This window comes from Aeromonas veronii bv. veronii, from assembly GCF_000820225.1.
Taxonomy (GTDB): Bacteria; Pseudomonadota; Gammaproteobacteria; order Enterobacterales; family Aeromonadaceae; genus Aeromonas; species Aeromonas veronii.
In genome coordinates this window covers 36105-61813 of record NZ_CDDK01000016.1, presented here as the reverse complement: position 1 = coordinate 61813, position 25709 = coordinate 36105, and the positions used below count along the sequence as shown (strand labels likewise).

Genomic DNA, 25709 nt, shown 5'->3' with positions numbered 1-25709 from the left:
GCGGGGTTTTTTATTGCCTGTAATTCAGCAAATAGCCTGATAATTGCTCCGTTTTATTCCTCTCCCTTTGAATTCCTCGTTTTCCCCGTCAGTTTTATTCATAAAAAACGGTCGCAACAGCGTAAAATGGCGCTTTATTTGGTCGGAGATAGCCCATGTTTTGTCCAAAATGCGGCGGGCAAACCCTGCAGAGCGTCAGCCCCAAAGAGTTTCGCTGTGGCTGCGGTTTTCATTTTTTCCAGAATGTGGCGACTGCGGTGATGGTGGCGCTTTGCTGGCAGGACGAGGTGCTGGTTGCGGTGCGTGCCCGCAATCCGGGCAAGGGGTTGCTGGATCTGCCAGGAGGATTTGTTGATCCCGGCGAGTCGCTGGAGGCGGCGCTGGTGCGCGAGTTGCAGGAGGAGCTGGGGCTCGATGTTAGCGCTCATCCTTGCACCTATCTTGGCTCATTCCCCAATATCTATCCCTACGATGGCATCACCTATCACACCTGTGACACCTTCTTTGCCATCGTGCTGAGCGAAAAACCTGTCATCCAGCCGGCTGACGATGTGGCCGCCTGTCAGTGGCTGAAGATCAGCGATATCCCCTTGCCCCGTTTTGCTTTCGAGTCGACGCGCACCGCGATGGCGCGGCTGCAGCAATCCTCTTTGCAAGCCTGATCCCTGCTGATGACGATGGGGATTGGCAGCGACCATCCCTGTCTCATCCTTGTCCGCTTTTGTCCCGCAGACGCCATTCGTCAGACGGTGAGTGGTATAGTCAGCAGTGGATCCGGATTCAAGGAGCATATCGTGAAGAAGATAGTTCTCATCTTGCTCGGCATCGCCGTGGCGGCCTTGCTGGCCATAGTGACGCTGATAAGCCTTATCGACCCCAATCAATTCAAGCCCCAACTTGCAGAGCAGGTGCGCAAGAGCACGGGCCGGGAACTGGTGATGGCGGGGGAGATTGACTGGCGTTTCTGGCCTAGTCTCGGCCTCTCGCTGGAGAAGGTGGCTCTGCGCAATCCGGCCGGTTTTGCCGAGCCGGATCTGGTTCGTTTCGAACAGGGCGAGGCCTCGGTTGCGCTGTTGCCGCTGTTCTCCCATCGTCTGGAGGTCGGCAAGGTGACCCTGAGTGGCGCCCATCTCTTTATCCAGACCAAGGCGGATGGCAGCTCCAATCTGAGCGGACTGATCAAAGATGCCACTGCTGATGCAAGCGAACCGGTCGTCCCCGCAACCCCTGCGCCAACCGCTGATAGCAAGCCCTGGCAGATCAGCTTGCAGGGTGTCGCGCTCTCCCAGGCCAGTGCGCTGGTACAGGATGATCGCAGCGGCACGTCGCTGCGACTGGATCGCCTCGATCTCGATATGGGGCAGCTGGCTACCGGTGAGTGGGTACCCGTGGCGCTGGCCGCCAAGGGGAGTGCCGACAAGCTCGCTTTCGATGTTAAAGGGCAGACCCAGATCAAGCTGGCGCAGGAGGTGATGGCCAGTGAACTGAAAGACTTGAGCCTCAGTGGCAGCCTGAGTGCTCCGTCCCTGCGACTCGACAGTTTCTCCATCAAGGGAGACCGATTGGCCTTTGGTGAGTGGAGCAACCTCACGTTGGCGCTGAAAGGAGCCAAGGTAGAGGGGCAGCAAGCTTTACTGGCTGGCTCGCTGGAAGGAACGCTCAAGGGACGGCTCGACAAGGAGATGAAGCTTGCCGAACTCTCCGATGTGCTGCTGACGGCAGCGCTGGAAGGTGATGCGCTGCCGCGCCCGCAGATGAAGCTGAAACTGGCCGGTTTTGCCCGTGTCGAGCTCGACAAGCAGTTGATTACCCTGAGCAAGCTGGTGATGAGTGCCGATGAGGCGCTGCTGAGTGGTGATGGAACCGTGCAGCTTGGTGCCACTCCGGCAATCACCTTTGATCTGCATGGGGAGAAGCTGGATCTCGACAAATGGCTCGCCAAATCGACACCGGCTCCGACCGCACAGCCGAAAGAGGGCAAACCGGCGGCCAATGCCGCAGCAAGTGGCAGTAAAGCGGTAACCGGCAAGAGCGAAACCCTCTCCGCGGTCGAACCGGATCTGGGCGCGCTCAAAGGGGTGGATCTGGATGGGCGGCTGCAACTCGGCAGCTTGCGTCTGAAAGGGCTGGATCTCGGCGCTGTCGATCTGCAGGTGGCTCTGGCCAAGGGACTGCTCACGCTCAAACAGTTCAGCGCGACCGTGGCTGGCGGTCAGGTAAACGCGAACGGGGTACTCGACGCACGCCAGCAACCCGCCACCTACAAGGTGCACAAGCAGGTGGCCGGAGTGAACATTCGTCCCTTGCTGCAAACTCTGGCCCAGAGCGATCTGCTGGAGGGCAAGGGCGATCTCGATGTTCAGGTGCAGGGCCGTGGTCTCTCTGCGCTGGCGCTGCGCAACGGGATGCAGGGCAAGGTTACCTTGAAACTGAGCGATGGCGCCCTGCACGGCATCAACCTGCCGGAGATGATCCGCGAGGCGCGGGCTACCCTCAGCGGCAAGGGGGCCGAGCAGGTGAAGGAGGCGCGCAAGACCGATTTCAGCGCCCTGACCGCCAGCTTCCAGATTGCCGATGGCATCGCCCGCAGCAACGACATCCAGCTCTTTGCCCCGGCCTTGCGGGTCAAGGGGGAGGGGCAGACGGCGCTGGTGCCACAGAGCCTCGACTTCCTGTTCCTCACCTCCATCGTCGAGAGCAGCAAGGGGCAGGGAGGCAAGGATGTGGATGAGCTGAAGGAGATCACCATACCGGTGCGGATCGGCGGCCACTGGCAGGCGCCCAGCTATCGGCTCGACGTGAAGGCGCTGCTCAGCAACAACAAGTTGCTGGAGGATAAGGTCCGTAAGGAGGCCGAGCGCGGACTCAAGAAGCTGCTGGGTGACAAGGCTGACAACGAGGCCGTCAAAGGGGTGGCTGACCAGCTGCTCAAGGGACTGTTCAAATAGGTGACGGTTCATATGGGCTGGCGGGAGCTGCGCGAATGCCGTTAGCGGTTGACCGGATGTCAGCGCCATTTAAAAATGGCGCTGACATTTTTTATGGCGCAGTGCTCTGCTGTGTCTTCATCCTGAGTCATCTCGAGTTGAACCCATGCGCCTGATCCTGCTGCTCTGCTCCCTGATCTGCTACGGCATGGCTTATCCCGTGCTGGCCGGGCCGCTGGCGGATCGCCTGGCTGGTGAGCTGGCCGAACTGGCTCCCGAACAGGTGTTGCCTCTTGATGAGGTACAGCGGCTCGACCGTCGCCTGATTGCTCCCGACTCCCTCTATCCCGGCTGGCAACGCTACCCGCTGCGCCAGTTGCAGGCCATCTATCGCTATCAGCAGGAGTGCGGGACAGAGAATGCCTTGCCCGCCGAGTGGCTGCCACTGCTGCTGGCGCTTTGCGGCCAAGGGGCTGCGCCCTCGACCCGCTGGTTTGCCGCTCACCCCATCTATCCGCTTGGCGGCTCCAGCGCAGCCCACTGGCTGGCGGGTCATCCGGCGGCTGGGCTCGATGCTCTGCTCCATGTGCGGGAGCGGCGCGACCGGTTGGGGCAGCTTGGGGAGCTCGATGATGACAACCTTGACGCCTTGCTGCGGGGTGATCGTTGGCTGCTGCAATCCGGCCAGCTCTGGCTGCTTGCCGATGGGCAGTGGCGTCGCTATGGCGCTGGCCAGTGGCAACCGCTGGCCGAGCGGTTCGGCGTGATGCTGGATAGCCGGGTTGATGGATCCTGTCAGGAGCGGGTCGGCGCGCTCTGCATCAACGAGCGACCCACGCTGCACTGGCAGTGGCTGGCGCTGGCCAGCTCGCTCGGATTTATCTTGCTGTTGGGGTGGGCCAGCTGGCAGCGCTGGCGCCTGCTGCGGGAGCGGCGCGTCGCATTGCAGATGCTGACCCACGAGCTGCGCACCCCCATCATGGCGCTCTCCGGCATCAGCGAGGAGCTGCGCCACGACTTCGACAGGCTCCCCCCTTCCGCCCAGCAGAGCGTGGGTCAGCTGCTGGGCAGTGTCGCCCGCCTGCATCAACTGGCACAGGCCAGTCGCCACTATCTGGCGGCAGAGACCCTCGAGGATGAGCGGGTGGCGGTCAGTCTGGCCGAGTGGCTCACGCTGGCCTGCGAGCGGCATGGCGCTACCTTCTGCCTTGAGCGTGAGATGACTCTCGCGCTCCCCTTCTACTGGCTCGATCTCGCCCTCGACAACCTGCTGCGCAATGCCAGCCAGCATGGCCGCGCGCCGGTTCGGATCTGTGCTAGCTGGCAGGCGGGGCGCTTGATCCTCGCCGTTAGCGATGGTGGCGAGCTGCCGAGTTACCGGCTCGCCACCCTGCTGCGCCGTGGTGCCCGTGCCGAGGGCTTGGGGCTGGGGCTTGCCATCGTGCGCCATCTGCTACGCCGTCTTGGCGGGCACCTCGCCCTATCCGGCCCGCCCACCACCTTCACCCTGACGCTGCCCTGCCAACTCTGGAGTGACATCGAATCATGAAGACCATTCTGCTTGTCGAAGACGAGGCGCTATTGGCGGAGAACCTGCAACGTTATCTGACCCGCGAGGGGTATCGTTGCCTCTGGTGCGACACCCTGACTGCGGCGGAGCAGCAGTGGCTGGCGGCGGATCTGGTGCTGCTGGATCGCACCATGCCGGAGGGGGATGCCCTCGACTGGCTGCCCCAGTGGCTGGCCCGCAAGGCGTTGCCGGTGATCGTGCTGACCGCAAGGGTGGAGGTGAGCGATCGGGTTGCCGGGCTCGATGCGGGGGCGCGCGACTACCTGACCAAGCCCTTCTCCCACGACGAGCTGCTGGCACGGATCCGGGCCCAGCTGCGTCAGCTGGGGGATGGCACTCAGGCGGTGGGCGGCTTGCAGCTTCATCCTGCCCGGATGCAGGCGAGTTGGCAGGATGCGGAGGTGAGCTTTACCCCCACCGAGTTTGCCCTGCTCACCCTGCTGGTGCGGATGGCGGGGCGGGTGCTGAGCCGGGAGGAGATCCTCAACCGGGTGTGGGGCTATCAGGCGTTTCCCTCCACCCGCACTGTCGATACCCATATTCTGCAACTGCGCCAGAAGCTGCCCGGGTTGGCTATCGAGACGGTGCGCGGCATCGGCTACCGGCTGGAGGTGCCAGCGTGAAGCGTGCAACGCTGGCTGGGCTGCTGTTGGCTCTAAGCGGCGGCCTTCTGAACCTGGGCCTTCTAAACGTAAGCAGCGTGATGGCAACTGATCGCCTTCTGGAAGCCGATCGCGCCGATCCACTGCAACCGGCTACCCTGGCGCTGTTGCAGGGGGATAACCGGCACGCCTGGCAATCTTTGCAGCAGGCTTGGCCTGCGCTCACAAGTGATGCCGAGCGCCGTAGTTGGCAGGGGATGCTGGCCGCGCTGAGTGCCCAGCACTGCGGCAAGGATTTCCCGCTCACTCTGCCTGATGGGGTGAGCGAGCTGCGCCTTGAGTTGATCCAGCGCGATGCGCCGCTGCTGCGGGACTATCGGGTGCAGCTGACCGGCGAGGGGCCCATCACCGCAGCTGAACTTATCGATCCCGCTGGCCGTGACCGACTGGCAGGTGCCCAGTGGGAGGCGGAAGAGAACTCCGGAGTCAGGGTTGTCGGGTCCGATCTACCGACGCCTTTGCCAGCCGGGCTCTATCAGCTGCGGCTGACGGTGGCGGGCCAGCGTTGGCAGGTGGCGCTGCCACTGCCTGCGGTGCAGGATCTGGACTGGCTCTCCCGCTCGCCGCAGGCGGTGGCCAATCCCCCCGCCAATCCCGCTTCCTGTACGCCGCTCTGGCTCGATCAGGCGGTACTGGCCCGCCCGCAATTCTCCCTGCTCTGGTGGCACCGCATTGCGCCCGATGAGCCGGTGAAATGGCCAGCCATTACCCCCAACAGCTGGCGCACCCTCTCACTGGTGCAAACCAGCCAGCGCGGCCAGCTGGTGTTGCAGCTGAGCCACAGTCAGGCGGGGCCGGTTGAGTAATGGTCGTCGTGATGGTCAGGTGCACGCAATCCTGACATTGGCCTGACAATCGCAGGCGGCCAATCTGCTGAAATGGCGATTCCCGTGTGTTATCAGGAATCACCGACCATGACTCTTCTTCCCGTGCTAACGAGCCGGATCCGCCCGCTGCTGCTGTTGGCGCCGCTGTTCTCCCTGCCTGCCGAGGCGCTGACCCTTGCCAACGATCAGTGGCGCATCGAGCTGGATCCCGCCACCCTGGCGGCCGAGGCTGTGCTGCCATCGGGCAAGCACCTTCTCATCTCTTCCCCCGGCCCGCGTCAGCCGGTCACCGTGCTGCAGCAGGAGGGGGAGCGTGCCAGCTGGCTGACCCGTGCCGATGGCGAGGTGCGGGCCTTGGCTCGCCTCGAGGGCAACCGTCTGATCCTCACCCTGAGCCGTGCGAGTGCTGGCGAGCTGGTGTGGCCGCGGGTACCGGCAGGGGCGCAGGCGCTGATGCTGCCGATCCACGAGGGATTCCGCATTCCGGCTACGCACACTGCGTGGCGCAAGGCGCTGGCGCAGGAGTATCAGGGGATCAACACCACGGATAATCTGACCCTGCCGGTGGTTGGGCTGGATCACGGCGATCAGCAGTTGGCGATCCTCTTTGCCAACCCTTTCAACAACCGGCTCACCTTTGCTCCGAAGAAAGATGGCATTGCCCTCACGGCGACCCACAGCGTCAATCGCCTTAATCAGGCTGCCCCCTATGAGGTGGCGGTGTCGCTGCAGCCGGGCAACGACTGGCTGGCGGCGGGCAAGGCCTATCGCCACTGGTTGCAGGCTCGGGGCGAGCTTGTCTCGCTCGAAAGCAAGCTGGCGGCAGTAAAGGATGGCAGGCGGTTGATTGGCGCCTCTCACCTCTACCTCTGGGGCGAGCGACTGCTGGTGCCACAGGATGTGAAGAGTTGGCCCGCTCTGCGCCGCCTGATCCCTGCCGACTGGCTCAAGGGGGAGAGCAAGCGTGCGCTGCAAGCGCCCGATCTGGCCCGCAACCGCTACCTGCAAAACCGGGTGCTGGCCGGAGTTGAGCAGGCGCTGGCGCTGCGCCATCCGGGTCAGCAACCGGCTGATTTCGCTGCCCGGCGCGCACTGGCGGCCAGGCAACTGGGGGCTGCGCTTAACGAGCCGCAGAGTTGGGGTGATGGCAGCTCGGCCAAGATGATCTATGCCCTCAAACAGGCAGATCTTCCCAGACTTTGGCTGGGGCTGCCCCAGTGGACCGCCGGTTTTGCTGCGTCAGAGGGGATTGAACTTGCCAAAGCGGCGGGCTATCTCATCGCTCCTTACGACTCCTACGATACCGCGCTGCCGGAGGGGAATCGCCAGCAGAGCTGGCTCACCGCCCAGATGGGGCAGGATATCTACCTGCGCTGCGGCATCATGCAGGAGAACGGGCGGCGCAAGAGCGGCTTTCAAAACAGCGGCGTCTACACCAATCAGGCCTGTGTGCGCCCGGTGATGGAGCAGCGAGTGCCCAAATTGCAGCAGGCGAGCCACTACAACAGTTGGTTCCTCGATGTGGCGGCGACCGGCATGGTGTTTGACGATTTCGACCCGGCCAAGCCGACCAGTCAGGCGCAGGATGCACAGAACCGGATGGCGGGAATTGCGTGGATTGCCAGGAGTCAGGGTGTACTGGTGGGCTCCGAGGAGGGCGGCTCGGTTGCCAACCGCACCGCGGCCTTTGCCCACGGCCCCCAGACCAGCGGCTTTGGCTGGCAGGATCCCGATATGCGCCGCAACAAGCGCTCTCCCTACTATCTGGGGGTCTGGTATCCCGACTATCAGCCTGCATTTTTCTTTCGCCAGAGCCACCTAAAACCTGAGTATCAGGGGCTCTACTTCGATCCGGCGCTGCGGTTGCCGCTGCTCCAGAGCGTCTTTCACGACAGCATAGTGACCACCCACCACTGGACGATGGACAGCCTCAAGTTCAGGGAGAGCCGTCAGGTGACCGAACTGTTGCAGCAGCTCTACAACGTGCCGCCGTTGCTCAACATGAGTCTGGATAGCGCCAGCGTGCGCATTCCCTACCTCAGGAGGCTCGATGCCTTCTTCCGCCCGCTGCATGAGCGGCTCTACAACCAGCCCCTCACCGGTTTTCGCTGGCTCGATAAAAGAGGTGTGGTGCAGCAGAGCGAGTTTGCCGATGGCACCAGATTGGTGGCCAACTTCGGCCCGGCCACCGAGCTGGCGGGGATAAAACTGGCCGCTCAAAGCGTGTTGGCGCTGTTGCCCGATGGCAGCCAGCAGCAGTTTGTCTCGCAACCGGATGGCGCCCGCTAATCTGGCGTTCTGGCTTTTATTTCATTAGAGGATGATGTGGCGGAACTTTTTATGTATAGATGAACGTTCTGCAAAATGGATTAGAGGTAGTTCTGATGATTGAGAGTGAAGTGATTAGAGAGGTAAACCATCCGGCGTGGCCGCTGGTCTGGCAGATCTATGGCGAGAGTTTTCCCCGCTACGAGCAGCGCCAGTCACAGCATCAGCCCCAGAAGATGCGGGATCCTCGCTATCACTGCCAAATCTTTTATCAGGACGGCCTGCTGCTCGGTTTTATCTTCTGGTGGGCGTGCGGCGAGCAGATCTATATCGAGCATCTGGCCATCAATCCGGCGTTGCGCGGCCGCAACTACGGCAGTCGCCTGCTGGCCGAATTTTGCGAGCAGGCAGGCAAAACCGTCATTCTCGAGATCGATCCGCCAGAGGATGAGATTGCCATTCGCCGTCTGCGCTTCTATCAGGGGCTGGGTTTTTGTCTCAACGACTATGCCCATGTCCACCCGCCCTATCATCCTGATTATCAAGGACATACGCTGAGGGTGTTGAGCTATCCGGGGCTCCTTGAGGAAGAGGCCTATCAGCGTTTCAACAGCATGCTGGTGGAGACGGTGATGGATCACGGCTGAGCAGCCGCAAGAATGCTGTTTTACCGATAAGAGAAGGGCCCGCCTGAAGCAATTCAGGCGGGCCCTTTTTCATTGCCGCTGGCGGTAATTACTCCCCCAGCAGGGTTCGCCAGACGGCGAGTACATGGCTGCGTTCACTCTGCAGCTGATCGTCGCTCACCTTGCGGGAGATCTCCGAGAGGTTGAGGCGATGGCCGAGGTTGCGGATCTCCAGATAGGCCTGCTTCAGCCCCTCCGCCTGCTCCAGGGTCAGCACCCCCGCCATCACGCACTCATCGAAGATGCGCACGTTATCGGACCAGCGGGTGAGGGCATCGGGTTCGCCGCAGGCGTGGGCCAGCACCAGATACTGGGCGATAAACTCGATATCCACCATGCCGCCGGGGGATTGCTTGAGGTCGAACTCGCCGGCACCGGCCTTGAGCAGGTGGTCCCGCATCTTGTGGCGCATCTCGCGCACCTCGCGGGCCAGAGTCGGCAGATCTCGCTCCTTGGCCAGCACATCGCGGCGGATACGGGCAAACTCGGCAACGATGGCGTCATCGCCATAGATGGGGCGAGCCCGTACCAGCGCCTGATGTTCCCAGGTCCATGCCTCGTTTTGCTGGTACTGCTCATAGGCCGACAGCGACGAGACCAGCAGGCCGGAGTCGCCGGAGGGGCGCAGCCGCATATCGATCTCGTAGAGAATGCCGGAGGGGGTGCGGGTGCTGAACAGGTGCAGGATCCGCTGTGCCAGACGCAGGTAGAACTGACGGCTGTCGATGGGTTTGCGCCCATCTGTGTAGCTGTTGGGGTCGCCGCCGTGCAGAAACACCAGATCGAGATCCGAGCCGTAGCCGAGCTCGATGCCGCCCAGCTTGCCATAGGCCACCACCGCGAAACCGCGCTGGCCGCTCAGCGCCACCTCGGGCGGCACCCCGTAGCGCTCGCTCATCTGGGCCCAGGCCTGATTGACCACCTCTTCGGTGATCGCCTCCGCCAGCCAGGTGAGGTGGTCGCTCACCTTCATCAGCGGCAGGGCGCCAGCGATATCGGCCGCCACGATGCGCAGCAGCTGCACCTGCTTGAACTGGCGCAGCGCTTCCATCTGCTGCTCCACGTCCTCTTCGGGGATGCGCAGCAGGAACTGGCGCAGCTGGGGTTTGTACTGATCGAGCGGGGTGGGGTGGTACAGGTGCTGGGGATCGAGCAGCTCGTCCAGCAGGATGGGGTAGCGGGCCAGCTGCTCGCTCACCAGATGGCTGGCGTCGCACAGCCGCACCAGCTGGCGCAGGGCGCCAGGGTTCTCCGCCAGCAGCTGCAGATAGGCGCTGCGGGTGAAGATGCGGGTCAGCAGCTCGCATACCCGCTCGAACAGGCGGGAAGGTTGCTCGCTGGCGACCACCAGCCGCAGCAGCTCTGGCATCAGCCAGTCCAGCGCGATGCGTCCCTGCGGCCCTACCTGACGGCGCTTGTACTCCTCCTTGAAACGCAGCAGCGCGGCGCAGAGTGGGGCGGGCTCGGCCACCCCCTGCGCAGTCAGCAATTTTTCCAGCTCGGCGGCGTCGAGCTCGGTGCGCCAGAGATCGAGCCAGAGCTGCTCCAGATGGGCGGGTGCCTCTTTCTCTTCCCCCACCACGGCGGCGAACTCCTGATGGACGGCCGCCATCTCCTCATCGAGATGAGCCATAAAGGCGCCCCAGTCAGCAAAACCGAGGGCGGCGATCAGCCGCTGGCGATCCCGCTCCTCGGTGGGCAGGGTCTGGGTCTGTTGATCGCCGATCTCCTGCAAGATGTTTTCGACCCGGCGCAGGAAGCGATAGGCATCCAGCAAGCGATCGCAATGGGCAGATTCGAGGGCGCCACATTGGGCGATGGCGGCCAGTGCTTCGGGCAGGTGACGCACCCGCAGTGCAGGTTCACGACCGCCGCGAATAAGCTGCAGCGCCTGGGCGATAAACTCCACTTCACGAATGCCGCCAGCCCCCAGCTTGATGTTGCCCTCCAGCCCCTTGCGGCGCACCTCGGCGGCGATCATCGCCTTCATCTGGCGCAGGCCGTCGATGACGCCAAAGTCGATATAGCGGCGAAACACGAAGGGGCGCAGCATCTCGGCCAGCTCCACCGCGTGCTCGCACTGGGGGCCCAGTACCCGCGCTTTGACCATGGCGTAGCGCTCCCAGTTGCGGCCGTGGTGCTGGTAGTAATCTTCCATGGCGGCGAAGGAGATGGCGAGCGGCCCCGCATCGCCAAAGGGGCGCAGTCGCATATCGACCCGGAACACCTGACCATCCTGCGTGGGCTGGTGGAGGGCGTTGATGATGCGCTGGCCCAGCTTGATGAAGAATTGCTGGTTGGCGAGCTCGCGTCGCCCGCCAACCGTGTAGCCGTTCTCGGGGAAGGTGAAGATAAGGTCGATATCCGAGGAGAAGTTGAGCTCGCCACCACCCAGCTTGCCCATACCGAGAATGAGCAGCGGCTGCGGGTTGCCATTGCCGTCCATCGGGGTGCCCAGCTCGCCACACTGTTTGGCGTAGAGCCAGTCGCGAGCAGAGCAGATGAGGGCATCCGCCAGTTTGGTGAGGTGGATAAAGCTCTCTTCCACTTCAGAGTGGCCCAGCAGCTCGCGCCAGGCGATCACCAGCATGCGGCTGCGGCGGAACTGGCGCAGGATGCGCTTGAGCGCCTCTTCATCGCTTACCTCGGCGAGCAGGGCGGTCAGAGCGCGCTGGTAGGCGGGCCAGCGTTCGGCCTGTTCAAGATCCCCGGAGGCGAGCAGTTCGGTCAGCAACTCCGGCTGTTTGAAGAGAGAGTCGGCGACAAAATCGGAGAGGCCAAGCAGGGTCAGCAGGGTCTGGCGAACGGGCTCGGGCAGCGAGCCATAGTCGGGGGCTAGCTCGACCAGTCGCTGCCATTGGCGCTCGGCCTGTTCTTGCAGCAGGGGGGAGAGGGCGGAGAAAGAGGGAGAGTGCTGGGCCACGGTTGCCGTCCTTGTGGTTCACGACAGAGGGTTAACGACACGAGGTTAACAACGCTGCCGGTTCAAAATGGTGGCTGCCAATCTAGCACTGTCAGGCCCCCGCGTCACAGCGCAGGGGCGAGAAGCATGATCCGGTGGGAATTATTGGCCGCCAGTCAATCAGGTGCGCTGGTAGATGGCAGGGTTGTAGATCTCCATCAGGCTGTCTGGACTTGCTGGGGGCGCAAAGCCAAAACCGGCATAGAGGCCGTGAGCATCAGAGGTGGCGAGAGCGAGACGCCGTAATCCCTGCAACTCGGGATGGTCGACAATGGTTGCCACCAGTGCCTTGCTGTAACCCCGGCCGCGGTACTCAGGCAGCACGAAGACATCGGCCAGATAGCCAAAGGTGGCCTTGTCGGTGATGACCCGGGCGAAGGCAACCTGCTGACCATCGACATAGCCGCCAACGCAGAGGGAGTGGTTGATGGCCCGCACCACAGTGCTGTGGGGAATACCACGGCACCAGTAAGCCTCTTGGGAGAGAAAACGGTGGATCAGCGGCACATCGAGCTGCCCCTTGTCGTCACTGAGCTCGAGTGGTGGGTGCGTTGCATTCTGCTGCATATTGGCTCCTTGCCGTGCGCTGGAAATGAGAAAGGCCCCCTCAAGGGGCCTTCCAGTCTAACCGGATTGGGGCATGAAAACAGTCAGACGAGTTTGAAGGACTGGATCTGGCTGTCGAGCTCCTTGCTGTGCTGCTCGACCAGTTCGGAGGCCTCTTGCAGTTCGCGCAGCACCACGACGGAGCCTTCGGCGATCTGCTTGACCTGCTCCAGATTGCCGCGCATCTCTTCGGCGACCGAGCTCTGCTGCTCGGAGGCCGCGGCGATGTGGCGGTTCATGTCGGCGACACCCTGTACCCGCTGCACTATGGTGGCGAGCTGGGTACCGGCCTGGGTCACCTGTTCCACCCCCTTGTCGGCCTGCTGTACGCTTTGGGCCATCAGCTCGCCAGCCTGATGGGCATTGCCCTGCAGCTGTTCGATCATCTTCTGGATCTCGACGGTGGCGGCCTGAGCCCGGTTGGCCAGCTCGCGCACTTCGGAGGCCACCACGGCAAAGCCACGACCCGCTTCACCGGCGCGAGCCGCCTCGATGGCGGCGTTCAGTGCCAGCAGGTTGGTCTGCTCCGAGATGCCGCGAATAGTGTCGACCACAGAGCCAATGCGCTCGACCCCCTGCTCTACTTCGTTGACCACGGTGGCGGAGCGCTGGATGTTGCCGGAGAGGGTGTCTATGGTGCTGACGGTGTCGGCGACGCAGCGGCTCCCCTCTTCCGCCAGCTGGCTGGTTTCGGCGGTGGCGTGAGAGGCCTGATCCGCATGGGCGGCCACTTCGCGAATGGCGCCGACCATCTGGCTCATGGCGCTGGCCAGCTGTTCGATCTGGGTGAACTCTTCGTTGATCGCTTCGTTGGCCTCTTCCATGCAAAGGGTCACCTGGGAGGCGATGTCGTTGAGCTCCTTGCAGGCGGCGCGCTGGTTGCCAAACACCTCTTTGAGATTCTCCTGCGAGTGGGAGACCGCCTTGGCGATGTCACCGAATTCATCACGAGACTTGAGCAGTACCTTGTGGCTGAGGTCCCGCTTGGCGAAGCGCTCCAGCAGGCCCACCAGATAGTGCACCTGCTTGACCATCAGGCGGGAGCCGGTGAGCAGCAGGATCACGAACAGCAGCCCCATGATGGCGGTCTCCATCAGGCCGGTCCAGAGCAGGCGATTGGAGATCGCATCCGCCTTGGCGGGATCGAGCCCTTCGCTGAGCAGGGTCGCTTCCAGATTGTTGGCGTCAAACCAGAGTTTTGTCAGTAGCAGGAGGGTACTGAACACCATCAGCAGCACCACTTTGGGTACCAACCGGATGTTGCTCATTCTTTTCTCCAGCAGGTTCAGCTGCATTGTCATTCTCCTTTTAAAAGCCGTTTTTTCCTTTGCCCTCAGGACTATCGGCATTATCTTCTCTTTTATTAATTTGCACTGTGCTTAAAGTTGGAAAATGTATGCGACATCACTTAACTCATCTGCGGGCGATGGATCTGCTGATGGCATTTCTGTCGATTATCTCGGTTGTGCTGGTGACGGCCCGCTGGTGGGGCCATGAGAGCCTGACACCACAGACTCTGCAGCTCTTCTATGACCTCGACAGTCTGATCTGCTACTTCTTCCTCGCGCACTTTGCTTATGGCTGGATCCGGGCCTCCGATCGCAAGGCCTATTTCAAGGCCAACTGGATCTATCTGCCGGGTAGCCTGCCGATGGCGGAGCAGCTGCGCTGGGCGCGGTTGATCCAGCTGTGGCGGGTCTATCAGCTGTTCAAGGAACACCCGGATCTCTGGGCCATGTTCCGTCGCGAGCGCAACGAGACCACTCTCTCCGGCATCCTGTTTCTGTTCTTCCTGCTGCTGGGGGTGGGGTCCGGCGTCATGTACTGGATTGAGTCAGGCCAGCCCGGCAGCCAGATTGAGACACCCTATGACGCGTTCTGGTGGACTCTGGTGACCCTCTCGACAGTGGGTTACGGGGATCTGGTGCCCAAGACCGAGGAGGGGCGGTTTGTCGCCAGCTTGCTGATCCTGTTCGGGGTCGGTCTGTTCGGTGCCATCAGCGGTTTTATGGCCAGCCTGTTTTTGCAGCCCAACAAGGGGGATGGCGAGACCGACAAGTGGCGCCATCACTACAACAACCAGCAAGAGGAGCTGCTGCGGGAGATCCGCGCCCTGCGCAGCGAGGTGCAGGAGCTGAAAAACAAGTGAGACCGCAGACGGGCAAGTTGCGAGGTGACTCGCAACTCTGCGCTCTTTAATCCGGGGGAGGTGCTTTTTCTTCGCTTGTCCTTTAACCTGCTGGCGGCTTAACATTCAACCTCTTGTCCAAACCTGAAAAAGAGAACCGATCGACCATGCGCGCCCTTCTCGGGATTTTGATCTGCTTGTGTGCCCAACAGGCACTGGCCGATACCCGTTATGTTTCAGACAACATCTTTACCTATATCCACAATGGCCCGGGTACCCAGTACCGGATCCTTGGCAGCGTCAAGGCTGGTGAACCGCTGGAGGTAAAGGCGGTGAACAGCGAGGCCGGTTTCACCCAGGTGGTGGACGGTCGTGGCCGCGAGGGGTGGATCAAGAACAGCGAACTGCAGAGCCAGATCAGCCTGCGCGAGCGTCTGCCCCAGGTGGAAAAAGAGCGCGATGAGCTTAAAGATCGCCTGCAGAACCTTAACGGTGACAACGAGAAACGCTTCACCGAGAAGGATGGTCAGATCGCTGCCCAGAGCAAGGAGATCGCCGCCCTCAAGGCCCAGCTGGTCAGTCAGGGTGAGGAGATGAGCAATCTCAAAGAGCAGAATGATGCCCTGACCCAAAGCTACGACAACCAGGAGCACGACATGCAGATGGACTGGTTTATCCGTGGTGGCGCCATGGTGGGTGCCGGTATCCTGCTTGGCATCCTGCTGCCCATGCTGCCCCGTCGTCGCAGCCGCGGCGATCGCTGGATGAACTGACAGCATCTGGCTGAATGAATTGTTGAGAAGGGTCGCCGTGGCGGCCCTTCTTTTTTTGGGGTGTATTGGGCGGAATGCGTGGCTGCTTTGCGATAGAGCGGCGGCAGATCGTATACAAAATGAAGTCAGATGACCCTCACGCTTGCTGGCGTATTGGCTTCAAAAGGGAGTTCATGGGGTGAATGAGCGATCTTTGTTAAAGAATGGCAACAAATTCATTTCATATAGGGTGCAACATTGTATACATTATCGGCGTTTCGGCGGCGCGTCCGCCTTTGTCGATATCAGCCCTAGGGCGTACAGGAAGACCCCATATGTTCAAAGCTACTCAAGTGCTTGCCGCTGACTATATCCCCTCCGATCTGGCCGCCCTGCGCGAAGCCATCACCCAGAACTACGTGGTGGATGAAAATGCCTATCTGGCCGAACTGTCGGCCATGCTGCCGGGGGATGGCGCCTCGCTGGAGCAGGTGACCCAGCGTGCCCGTACTCTGGTGACCAAGGTGCGCAAGGAGAGCGGCTCCGGTGACGGTATCGACGCCTTCCTGCAGGAGTACAGCCTGGATACCCAGGAGGGGATTATCCTGATGTGTCTGGCCGAGGCGCTGCTGCGCATTCCCGATGCCGAGACCGCCGACGCCCTGATCAAGGACAAGCTCTCCGGCGCCAACTGGTCCTCCCATTTCCGCAAAAGCGACTCTACCCTGGTCAACGCCTCCACCTGGGGGCTGATGCTGACCGGCAAGATCATCAAGCTCGACAAGAAGCTCGACGGCAACCCGGCCAACCTGCTGGGGCGCATGGTCAACAAGCTGGGGGAGCCGGTGGTGCGCTCCGCCATGTATGCCGCCATGAAGATCATGGGCAAGCAGTTCGTGCTGGGGCGCGACATGAAGGAGGCGCTCAAGGCGAGCCGCAAATCCCGCGAGCTGGGCTACACCCACACCTACGACATGCTGGGCGAATCGGCGCTGACCATGCAGGATGCCGACAAGTATCTAACTGATTACCGCAACGCCATCGAGGCGGTGGGCAACGAGCGGATCAGCGACGGCGGCCCGGCCCCCTCCATCTCCATCAAGCTTTCGGCGCTCCATCCGCGCTATGACGTGGCCAACCGCGAGCGGGTGCTCGGCGAAATGTGCGAGCGGCTGGTGGGGTTGGTGCGTCTCGCCCGCGACAAGGATGTGGCCATCAGCATCGATGCCGAAGAGATGGACCGCCTCGAGCTCTCTCTCGATCTGTTCGAGCAGCTCTATCGCTCCGACGCCAACCGTGGCTGGGGCAAGCTCGGCATGGTGGTGCAGGCTTACTCCAAGCGCGCGCTGCCGGTACTCTGCTGGCTCACCGCGCTGGCCCGCGAGCAGGGTGACCTCATTCCGGTGCGACTGGTAAAAGGCGCCTACTGGGACAGCGAACTGAAATATGCCCAGCAGGCGGGCCTGCCCGGCTACCCGCTGTTTACCCGCAAGGCGGGTACCGATATCTCCTACCTCGCCTGCGCCCGCTACCTGCTGAGCGAGCCGACTCGCGGCTTTATCGCCCCCCAGTTCGCCACCCACAACGCCAATACCGTGGTCAGCATTCTGGAGATGGTGGGTGATCGCCAGTTTGAATTCCAGCGTCTGCACGGCATGGGGGAGGAGTTGCACAACGCCGTGCTGAACGACAATCCCGGCCTGCACTGCCGCATCTATGCGCCGGTCGGCGCGCATAAGGATCTGCTGCCCTATCTGGTGCGCCGCCTGCTGGAGAACGGGGCCAATACCTCCTTCGTTCACAAGCTGGTGGATCCCAACACCCCGGTGGACTCGCTGGCCGAGCATCCGCTGCGCACCCTCAAGCGCTACTCCGGCTTTGCCAACGACCGCATTCCGCAGCCGGTGAACCTCTTCACCGACCGCAAGAATTCCAGCGGCGTCAACATGAATATCCTCTCCATCCAGCGCCCCTTCTTCGCCCGCTTGAAAGAGCTGGAGAGCAAGCAGTGGCTGGCGGGCCCCATCGTCGATGGCGAGACCCTCAAGCGCAGCGAGGCACGCACCGTGCTGAGCCCGCAGGATGTGAGCCTCACCGTCGGCAAGATCCACTGGGCCGACGAGCAGGCGGTGGAACAGGCTTTGGCATCTGCCCACGCCGCCTTCCCGCGCTGGCGCGAAACCCCGGTGAGCGAGCGTGCCGCCGCACTGGAGAAGCTGGCAGATCTGCTGGAAGCGAACCGCGAGCAGTTTGTCTCCCTCTGTACCCGCGAGGCGGGCAAGCTGCTGCAAGATGGCATCGACGAGGTGCGTGAAGCGGTGGATTTTTGCCGCTACTACGCGGTGCAGGCCCGCAGCCTGATGGGGCAGGCGACCCTGCTGCCCGGTTACACCGGCGAGCAGAACGAGCTGTTCCTGCAGGGGCGCGGCGTCTTTGTCTGCATCAGCCCGTGGAACTTCCCGCTGGCGATTTTCCTCGGCCAAATCGCCGCTGCGCTGGCCACCGGCAATACCGTCATCGCCAAACCGGCGGAGCAGACCGGCCTTATCGCACATCTGGCGGTGACGCTGGCCCATCAGGCCGGTATTCCGGGCGACGTACTGCAATTGTTGCCCGGTGACGGTGCTACCGTGGGGGCCAAGTTGACAGCCGATCCGCGCATCGGCGGCGTCTGCTTCACCGGCTCCACCGAGATCGCCAAGCTGATCAACATGACTCTGGCCCAGCGCGATGGTGCCATCCTGCCGCTCATCGCCGAAACCGGTGGTCAGAACGCCATGATCGTCGACTCCACCGCCCTGCCGGAGCAGGTGGTGCGCGACGTGGTGAGCGCTGCCTTCCAGAGCGCCGGTCAGCGCTGCTCGGCCCTGCGGGTGCTCTATCTGCAGGAGGAGATTGCCGAGCGGGTGCTGGAGATCCTCACCGGCGCCATGCAGGAGTTGAAAGTGGGCAACCCGGCCGAGCACAACACCGACGTCGGCCCGGTGATCGATGCCGATGCCAAGGCGGGGCTGGATGCCCATTTGGCCCGGATGATCCCGCGAGCTCGCCTGATTGCCCAGGCGCCGATGCCCGCCGCGACCATGGAGGGACACTTCGTCCAGCCGACCGCGCTGGAGATTGGCTCCATCCGCGAGCTGGCCAAGGAGCAGTTCGGCCCCATCCTGCACGTGGTGCGCTACGCCACCCGGGATCTGGACAAGGTGATCAGCGACATCAACGGCACCGGCTACGGTCTGACGCTCGGGATCCACAGCCGCAACGAATCCCACGCCGAAGAGCTGGCGAGCCGCATCAATGTCGGTAACGTCTACATCAACCGCAACCAGATCGGCGCCATGGTCGGGGTGCAGCCGTTCGGCGGCCAGGGGCTCTCCGGCACCGGCCCCAAGGCGGGTGGCCCCCACTATCTCGGGCGGTTTGTTACCGAGAAGACCCGTACCATCAACACTACGGCGGTGGGCGGCAACGCCTCCCTGTTGGCGATGGGCGATGCCTGATCCGCGTCGATAGAGGCCGGATAAGGGATGCCGGATAACAACGGGCCGCCTTCGGGCGGCCTCTTTATTTGCACCATCCGTTTTTTACGAATGGGACAATCGGCCACAGCGGGGTCGTCAGCGACCCGTGCTGGTCGTAAGATGGGAGCCATTCGCGTGGCGTTTGCCCCTTGGCGGGCCCGCCGTAGCCAGGGTTTTGTTTTAACGAGAGTGTTTATCTGATGTCATTAACCGAACAAGCCCGCTGGTTCGTGCTGGGGGGCGATCATCTGGTACTGCTCGATCAGCAGGGAGAGGTGCCACAAGGAAGTAAAGCGTGCCTGCCCACAGCGCTGGCTGACGCCCATTTCGAGCGTTTTGATGAGTGGCAGGGGCTGCCCTGCTATCTGCTCGATCTGGGTGATGAGGCCGACACGAGCGCTATGAGCCCGCTGCGCCAGCTGATGGTGGCGGGGGATGAAGAGGGGTTTCGTCTCGCTGGCCGCGCCTGGCAGCTCGCCACCTTCCGCCGCACCCACCGCTTCTGCGGCGAGTGCGGCGCTCCCATGACCCCGAAGGCGGGGGAGTGGGCGCAGGTGTGCCACCTCGGCCACACGGCCTATCCGCGTATCTCCCCCTGCATTATCGTGGCGGTGCGCAAGGGGCCGGAGATCCTCTTGGCGGCCCATCGCCGTCACTATCAGGCGGACGATCCCATGTATACCGTGCTGGCCGGCTTTGTGGAGGCGGGAGAGAACCTCGAGCAGTGCGTGGCGCGGGAGGTGTTCGAGGAGAGCGGCATCCGGGTGCGCAATGTGCGCTATGTGGCGAGCCAGCCCTGGCCCTTCCCCCACAGCCTGATGATGGGCTTTACCGCCGACTACGAGAGCGGCGAAATCCGGGTGCAGGATGACGAACTGGTCGCTGCCGATTTCTTTACCGCCGACCGCTTGCCGCGTTTGCCGCCCCACGGCACCATCGCCCGGCGGCTGATTGAGCGTTCGCTGGCGGGCGAGGGGTAACGAGGCGCTTATCTTTTCGCCAATCTTTTTGCACTTCTTGTTACAAGAGGGGCGGTCAGGTTTGCGCCCCTTCACATCTTTTCAACCGCGCGTCCATTTGCCACGTTTTGGGCAGTCCGATCCGGTGGGCAAAGTGGTATTATGGCCGCCATTTTATGCGTGATACGAACTCGGGAACTGGGATGAAAGAGCTGAAGAACGATCGATACCTGCGCGCCCTGCTGCGTCAGGATGTAGACATGACCCCGGTATGGATGATGCGCCAGGCTGGCCGTTATCTGCCGGAATACAAGGCGACTCGCGCCCAGGCGGGGGATTTCATGTCCCTGTGCCGCAATGCCGAGCTGGCCTGTGAAGTCACCCTGCAGCCGCTGCGCCGCTACCCGCTCGATGCCGCCATCCTCTTCTCCGACATCCTGACCGTGCCCGATGCCATGGGGCTGGGTCTCTACTTCGAGCAGGGTGAAGGCCCGCGCTTCGAGCGCCCGATCACCTCCATGGCCGATGTGCAGGCGCTGCCCATTCCGGATCCGGAAGATGAGCTGGGCTACGTGATGAACGCGGTGCGCACCATCCGCCGCGAGCTGAAGGGCGAAGTGCCGCTGATCGGTTTCTCCGGCAGCCCATGGACCCTGGCCACCTACATGGTGGAGGGGGGCAGCTCCAAGGCATTCACCAAGATCAAGCAGATGATGTACGCAGAGCCGCAAACCCTGCACCTGCTGCTCGACAAGCTGGCCGACAGCGTGATTAGCTATCTCAACGCCCAGATCAAGGCGGGTGCGCAGGCTGTCATGGTGTTCGACACCTGGGGCGGCGTGCTCACCCCTCGCGATTACCGCGATTTCTCCCTGCAGTACATGCACAAGATTGTCGATGGCCTGATCCGCGAGCACGACGGTCGCCGCGTGCCGGTCACCCTGTTTACCAAGAACGGCGGTCAGTGGCTGGAGCAGATCGCCGCCACCGGTTGCGATGCGCTGGGTCTGGACTGGACCACCGACATTGCCGACGCCAAGCGTCGGGTCGGTGACAAGGTGGCGCTGCAGGGCAACATGGATCCCTCCATGCTCTACGCGACCCCGGCTCGCATCCGTGAAGAGGTCGCCTCCATCCTGGCCGGTTTCGGTCACGGCAATGGCCATGTATTCAACCTGGGTCACGGCATCCATCAGGATGTGAACCCGGAACATGCCGGTGTGTTCGTCAACGCGGTACACGAGCTCTCCGCCCAGTACCACGGTCGCTAAGGCCGGGGTGAGAGAAGAAGAGTGTGTTTGATATCCGGGGCCGCAAGGCCCCGTTTTACATTAAAGAATGGCGCTGCGACACGAGAGCGTGGCGCCAGTGCAGGAGGCAAGATGAGCAGCAAGTCACTGGATTGGGGTATCGATCTTGGCGGTACCAAGTGTGAATGCGTGGTGCTGGAGGGCGACGAGGTGCTGCTGCGCCACCGCATCCCCACCGAGCGGGCTGGCGGTTATGACCATATGATTGGCCAGATCGCCAAGCTGGTAGCGCAGTGCGCCGAGAAGATTGGCCAGCGTCCGACCGTCATCGGCATGGGCACGCCGGGGGCGCGGGATCCGCAGACCGGCCTGATGAAGAACTGCAACACCACCGAGCTCAACGGCAAGCCATTCAAGGAGGATCTGGAGCGCAAGCTGGGTGTGCCGGTGCTGATCGCCAACGATGCCAACTGCTTTGCGCTGGCAGAAACCCATCTCGGTGCAGTGCGCCAGCACCATCCTGATGCGAAAGTGGTGTTCGGCATCATCATGGGCACCGGGGTCGGCTCCGGCATCGTCATCAACGGCCAGATCCTCAACGGCCACCACGGCATCGCCGGTGAGTGGGGCCACAACGTGCTTTCCCCTGATGGCCCCGAGTGCTACTGCGGCAAGCGTGGCTGCGTCGAGACCCTGATCAGCGGCCCGGCGCTGGAGGCCTGGTACGAGGCCAAGGCCAAGCGCCACCTCTCGCTTGCCCAAATCGCGGCCGCCACGGCTCACGATCATGTGGCCAAGCTCACCATCGACCGGCTGCACCTGCTGTTTGGTCAGGCGCTGGCCAATGTGGTCAATATTCTCGACCCAGATGTGATCGTCATCGGTGGTGGGGTGGGCAATGTGCAGAGCCTTTACAGCGCAGGACGGCAGACAATTTTGCCCTTCCTCTTTAATCCCCGTTTCAGTGCCCCCATTATTGCTCCAGCCCTTGGCGACAGTGCCGGGGTATTCGGGGCCGCACTGCTGGCCCGCGGTGAATTCAAGGAGGCCCTGCTGTCGTAGCCGGGGCTCCCGGGCGGCCGGTGCGCCGCCCTGTTGCTGGTTCAAGGAAACGGATTCTCGATGATCAAGATTGCCATCAATGGTTACGGGCGGATCGGTCGCAACGTGTTGCGAGCCCTCTATGAAAGCGGGCGCGACAAGACCATCAAGATCGTCGCCATCAACGAGCTGGCGGCCCCCGAGGCCATGGTGCACCTGACCCGTTACGATACCAGTCACGGTCGCTTCCACCATCCGGTGCAACTGGCGGGCAACAGCATGCTGGTGGGGGAGGATCTCATCTCCCTGTTTGCCGAGCGGGATCCGTCAAAGCTGCCGTGGCGGGCGCTGGGGGTGGACGTGGTGCTCGATTGCACCGGGGTATTTGGCTCGCGGGCCGATGCCGAGCTGCATCTGGCGGCGGGGGCGGGCAAGGTACTCTTCTCCCACCCGGCGGATGCCGATGTGGATGCCACCGTGGTCTACGGGGTCAACCATCATACCCTCACCGGAGCGGAGCGGATCGTCTCCAACGCCTCCTGTACCACCAACTGCGTGGTGCCGGTGATTGAAACATTGCATCGAGAATTCGAGATAAATTGTGGTACTATTACGACAATTCATTCGGCCATGCATGATCAGCAAGTCATCGATGCCTACCACAGTGACTTGCGCCGAACCCGCGCTGCCAGTCAGTCCATCATTCCGGTGGACACCAAGCTGGCAAAGGGGCTGGAGCGTATCCTGCCCCACTTCGCCGGCAAGTTCGAGGCGATCGCGGTGCGGGTGCCGACCATCAATGTAACAGCGATGGATCTCAGTATTACTGTTCGTAAAAAAGTGACAGTTACTGACGTAAATCAAGCCCTGCAACGGGCATCCAGAGGTACATTACACGGTATTCTGGATTACACGGAAGAACCGCTGGTCTCCGTAGACTTCAATCATGATGCACACTCCTGCATCATTGATGGTACCCAGACCCGGGTGAGCGATGCCAACCTCGTCAAGATGTTGATGTGGTGCGATAACGAATGGGGCTTCGCAAACCGGATGCTGGATACCACCCGGGCCATGATGGCCGCAGGCTGAGCCTGCCCCGGGCGAAAGGTTACTGTTTTTAACATTACCTGGAAAATATAGAGGACTGAATATGTCTGTTATCAAGATGACTGACCTGGATCTGGCGGGTAAACGCGTTCTGATCCGTGCTGACCTGAACGTACCGGTAAAAGACGGCAAGGTCACCTCCGATGCACGTATCGTTGCGACTCTGCCGACCATCAAGCTGGCTCTGGAAAAGGGCGCCAAGCTGATGATCACCTCCCACCTGGGTCGTCCGACCGAGGGTGAATACAACGAAGAATTCTCCCTGGCTCCGGTTGTCAACTATCTGAAAGACGCTCTGTCCTGCCCGGTTCGCTTGGCCAAGGATTACCTGGATGGCGTAGAAGTCGCTGCCGGTGAGCTGGTTGTGCTGGAAAACTGCCGCTTCAACAAAGGCGAGAAGAAGAACACCGAAGAGCTGGCCAAAAAATACGCCGCCCTGTGTGACGTCTTTGTAATGGATGCGTTCGGTACTGCTCACCGCGCCGAAGGTTCCACCTACGGTGTTGCCCAGTTCGCTCCGGTCGCTTGTGCCGGTCCGCTGCTGGCGGGTGAACTGGAAGCCTTGGGCAAAGCCATGCTGAAGCCCGAGCGTCCGATGGTTGCCATCGTTGGCGGCTCCAAGGTCTCCACCAAGCTGACCGTTCTGGAATCCCTCTCCAAGATCGCTGACCAGCTGGTTGTCGGTGGTGGCATCGCCAACACCTTCATCGCTGCTGCCGGTCACAACGTCGGCAAGTCCCTGTGCGAGCACGACCTGATCGACACCGCCAAGAAACTGGCTGCCGAGACCAACATTCCTGTGACCACCGACGTGGTTGTAGGTGCCGAGTTCTCCGAGTCCACTCCGGCGACCATCAAGTCCGTCTCTGACGTGACCGACGGCGACATGATCTTCGACATCGGCCCGGATTCTGCCAAGGCCCTGGCTGACATCATCATGAACGCCAAGACCATCCTGTGGAACGGTCCGGTTGGTGTGTTCGAGTTCGACCAGTTCGCTGAAGGCACCAAGGTTATCGCTGAAGCCATCGCTGCTTCTCCGGCCTTCTCCATCGCTGGCGGTGGTGACACCCTGGCTGCCATCGACAAGTTCGGCATCGCTGACAAAGTCTCCTACATCTCCACTGGCGGCGGCGCCTTCCTGGAGTTCGTAGAAGGCAAGGTACTGCCGGCTGTTGCGATTCTGGAACAGCGCGCCAAAGCCTAATTGACCCGGAACGGGGGGCAAAAGCCTCCCGTTTCGTTTATCATGTGCCCGCTGTGCCGGTTCATGATGAACCCCCCATTTTTTATTAACGGCATACGAGACAGGACGATTAAACATGTCTAAGAAAATTTTCGACTTCGTAAAACCCGGCGTGATCACTGGTGATGACGTTCAGAAAGTGTTCGCCATCGCTAAAGAGAACGGCTTTGCTCTGCCGGCCGTAAACTGCGTTGGTACCGACTCCGTGAACGCCGTACTGGAAGCTGCCGCCAAGGTTAAAGCGCCGGTTATCGTTCAGTTCTCCAACGGTGGTGCCGTGTTCACCGCCGGTAAGGGTCTGAAGCTGGAAGGTCAGAAAGCTGCCATCCTTGGTGCCATCTCTGGTGCCAAGCACGTTCACGCTGTTGCCGAAGCCTACGGCGTGCCGGTAATCCTGCACACCGACCACGCAGCCAAGAAGCTGCTGCCGTGGATCGACGGTCTGCTGGAAGCGGGCGAGAAGCACTTTGCTGAAACCGGCAAGCCGCTGTTCTCCTCCCACATGCTGGATCTGTCCGAAGAGTCTCTGGAAGAGAACATCGACATCTGCTGCGAGTACCTGACCCGCATGGCCAAGATGAACATGACTCTGGAGCTGGAACTGGGTTGCACCGGTGGCGAAGAAGACGGCGTCGACAACAGCCACATGGATCAGTCCGCTCTGTACACCCAGCCGGAAGATGTTGCTTACGCTTACGAGCGTCTGTCCAAGATCAGCCCGCGTTTCACCATCGCTGCCTCCTTCGGCAACGTACACGGTGTATACAAGCCGGGTAACGTCAAGCTGACCCCGTCCATCCTGGACGCTTCCCAGAAGTTCGTTTCCGAGAAGTTCGGAATCCCTGCCAAGTCTCTGGACTTCGTATTCCACGGTGGTTCAGGTTCCACTCTGGAAGAGATCCGCGAGTCCATCTCCTACGGCGTAGTGAAGATGAACATCGACACCGACACCCAGTGGGCAACCTGGGAAGGTCTGCTGAACTTCTACAAGAAGAACGAAGCTTACCTGCAAGGCCAGCTGGGCAACCCGGAAGGCGCCGACAAGCCGAACAAGAAGTACTACGATCCGCGCGTATGGCTGCGTGAAGGTCAGACTTCCATGATCGCTCGTCTGGAGAAAGCATTCTCCGACCTGAACGCCATCGACGTACTGTAATTCGTTACCGCACCTTGATTGCATGAAAAGGCGCCCTT

19 protein-coding genes are annotated in these 25709 nt (G+C 61.7%); 16 read left to right on the top strand and 3 right to left on the bottom strand.

Going from position 1 to position 25709, the window contains the following annotated elements; all coding sequences use genetic code 11:
• Positions 1-155: 155 nt before the first annotated feature.
• From BN1139_RS06175 to BN1139_RS06145, 7 genes are all read left to right on the top strand, one after another.
• The gene (locus BN1139_RS06175; RefSeq protein ID WP_005354466.1) at positions 156-662 is read left to right on the top strand and encodes an NUDIX domain-containing protein; all 507 of its coding nucleotides are present in this window, start codon (positions 156-158) and stop codon (positions 660-662) included.
• A gap of 132 nt (positions 663-794) precedes the next feature.
• Positions 795-2948 (top strand): AsmA family protein, encoded by a 2154-nt coding sequence (locus BN1139_RS06170; RefSeq protein ID WP_005354459.1) that lies wholly within the window; start codon positions 795-797, stop codon positions 2946-2948.
• Between the two features lie 145 nt (positions 2949-3093).
• Positions 3094-4476 (top strand): ATP-binding protein, encoded by a 1383-nt coding sequence (locus BN1139_RS06165; RefSeq protein ID WP_005354457.1) that lies wholly within the window; start codon positions 3094-3096, stop codon positions 4474-4476.
• The gene (locus tag BN1139_RS06160; RefSeq protein ID WP_005354455.1) at positions 4473-5120 is read left to right on the top strand and encodes a response regulator transcription factor; all 648 of its coding nucleotides are present in this window, start codon (positions 4473-4475) and stop codon (positions 5118-5120) included. Before BN1139_RS06165 ends, BN1139_RS06160 begins: the two co-directional genes overlap by 4 nt.
• Positions 5121-5200: 80 nt before the next feature.
• The gene (locus BN1139_RS06155) at positions 5201-5965 is read left to right on the top strand and encodes a DUF2861 family protein (RefSeq protein WP_013723492.1); all 765 of its coding nucleotides are present in this window, start codon (positions 5201-5203) and stop codon (positions 5963-5965) included.
• Between the two features lie 108 nt (positions 5966-6073).
• A complete protein-coding gene (locus BN1139_RS06150) occupies positions 6074-8275 on the top strand; it encodes a glycoside hydrolase (RefSeq protein WP_005354451.1) in 2202 nt (733 codons plus the stop codon).
• 95 nt (positions 8276-8370) lie between these two features.
• Positions 8371-8901 carry a GNAT family N-acetyltransferase gene (locus BN1139_RS06145; RefSeq protein WP_041915403.1) on the top strand — a complete coding sequence of 177 codons (531 nt, stop codon included), beginning with the start codon at positions 8371-8373 and terminating at the stop codon, positions 8899-8901.
• 88 nt (positions 8902-8989) lie between these two features.
• On the opposite strand, the gene glnE is transcribed toward BN1139_RS06145, so the two are convergent.
• The 3 genes from glnE to BN1139_RS06130 form a co-directional block, all read right to left on the bottom strand.
• A complete protein-coding gene (gene glnE / locus BN1139_RS06140; protein WP_005354448.1) occupies positions 8990-11863 on the bottom strand; it encodes a bifunctional [glutamate--ammonia ligase]-adenylyl-L-tyrosine phosphorylase/[glutamate--ammonia-ligase] adenylyltransferase in 2874 nt (957 codons plus the stop codon).
• 159 nt (positions 11864-12022) lie between these two features.
• Complete coding sequence (locus tag BN1139_RS06135) at positions 12023-12469, bottom strand: GNAT family N-acetyltransferase (protein ID WP_005354447.1); 447 nt, start codon at positions 12467-12469, stop codon at positions 12023-12025.
• Between the two features lie 83 nt (positions 12470-12552).
• The gene (locus tag BN1139_RS06130) at positions 12553-13803 is read right to left on the bottom strand and encodes a methyl-accepting chemotaxis protein (RefSeq protein WP_005335445.1); all 1251 of its coding nucleotides are present in this window, start codon (positions 13801-13803) and stop codon (positions 12553-12555) included.
• 101 nt (positions 13804-13904) lie between these two features.
• Here BN1139_RS06130 and BN1139_RS06125 point away from each other — a divergent pair, with 101 nt between their 5' ends.
• The 9 genes from BN1139_RS06125 to fbaA all read left to right on the top strand — a co-directional run bounded on the left by BN1139_RS06125 (position 13905) and on the right by fbaA (position 25671).
• Positions 13905-14657 (top strand): potassium channel family protein, encoded by a 753-nt coding sequence (locus BN1139_RS06125; protein ID WP_005354446.1) that lies wholly within the window; start codon positions 13905-13907, stop codon positions 14655-14657.
• Between the two features lie 146 nt (positions 14658-14803).
• Entirely contained in the window at positions 14804-15409 is a 606-nt protein-coding gene (locus BN1139_RS06120) for a TIGR04211 family SH3 domain-containing protein (RefSeq protein ID WP_005335443.1), read from the top strand.
• Positions 15410-15723: 314 nt separating this feature from the next.
• Positions 15724-18888, top strand: a complete 3165-nt coding sequence (gene putA / locus BN1139_RS06115) for a bifunctional proline dehydrogenase/L-glutamate gamma-semialdehyde dehydrogenase PutA (RefSeq protein WP_005354445.1) — start codon at positions 15724-15726, stop codon at positions 18886-18888.
• Positions 18889-19109: 221 nt separating this feature from the next.
• Entirely contained in the window at positions 19110-19889 is a 780-nt protein-coding gene (nudC, locus tag BN1139_RS06110; protein ID WP_005354438.1) for an NAD(+) diphosphatase, read from the top strand.
• A gap of 182 nt (positions 19890-20071) precedes the next feature.
• Positions 20072-21139, top strand: coding sequence for a uroporphyrinogen decarboxylase (gene hemE, locus BN1139_RS06105; RefSeq protein ID WP_005354434.1), 1068 nt, complete (start codon positions 20072-20074; stop codon positions 21137-21139).
• Positions 21140-21250: 111 nt separating this feature from the next.
• Entirely contained in the window at positions 21251-22180 is a 930-nt protein-coding gene (locus tag BN1139_RS06100; RefSeq protein WP_005354429.1) for an ROK family protein, read from the top strand.
• 60 nt (positions 22181-22240) lie between these two features.
• Complete coding sequence (gene epd / locus BN1139_RS06095) at positions 22241-23251, top strand: erythrose-4-phosphate dehydrogenase (protein ID WP_005335438.1); 1011 nt, start codon at positions 22241-22243, stop codon at positions 23249-23251.
• Between the two features lie 61 nt (positions 23252-23312).
• Entirely contained in the window at positions 23313-24476 is a 1164-nt protein-coding gene (locus BN1139_RS06090; protein ID WP_005335436.1) for a phosphoglycerate kinase, read from the top strand.
• Between the two features lie 115 nt (positions 24477-24591).
• Entirely contained in the window at positions 24592-25671 is a 1080-nt protein-coding gene (gene fbaA / locus BN1139_RS06085; protein WP_005354425.1) for a class II fructose-bisphosphate aldolase, read from the top strand.
• Positions 25672-25709 lie beyond the last annotated feature (38 nt).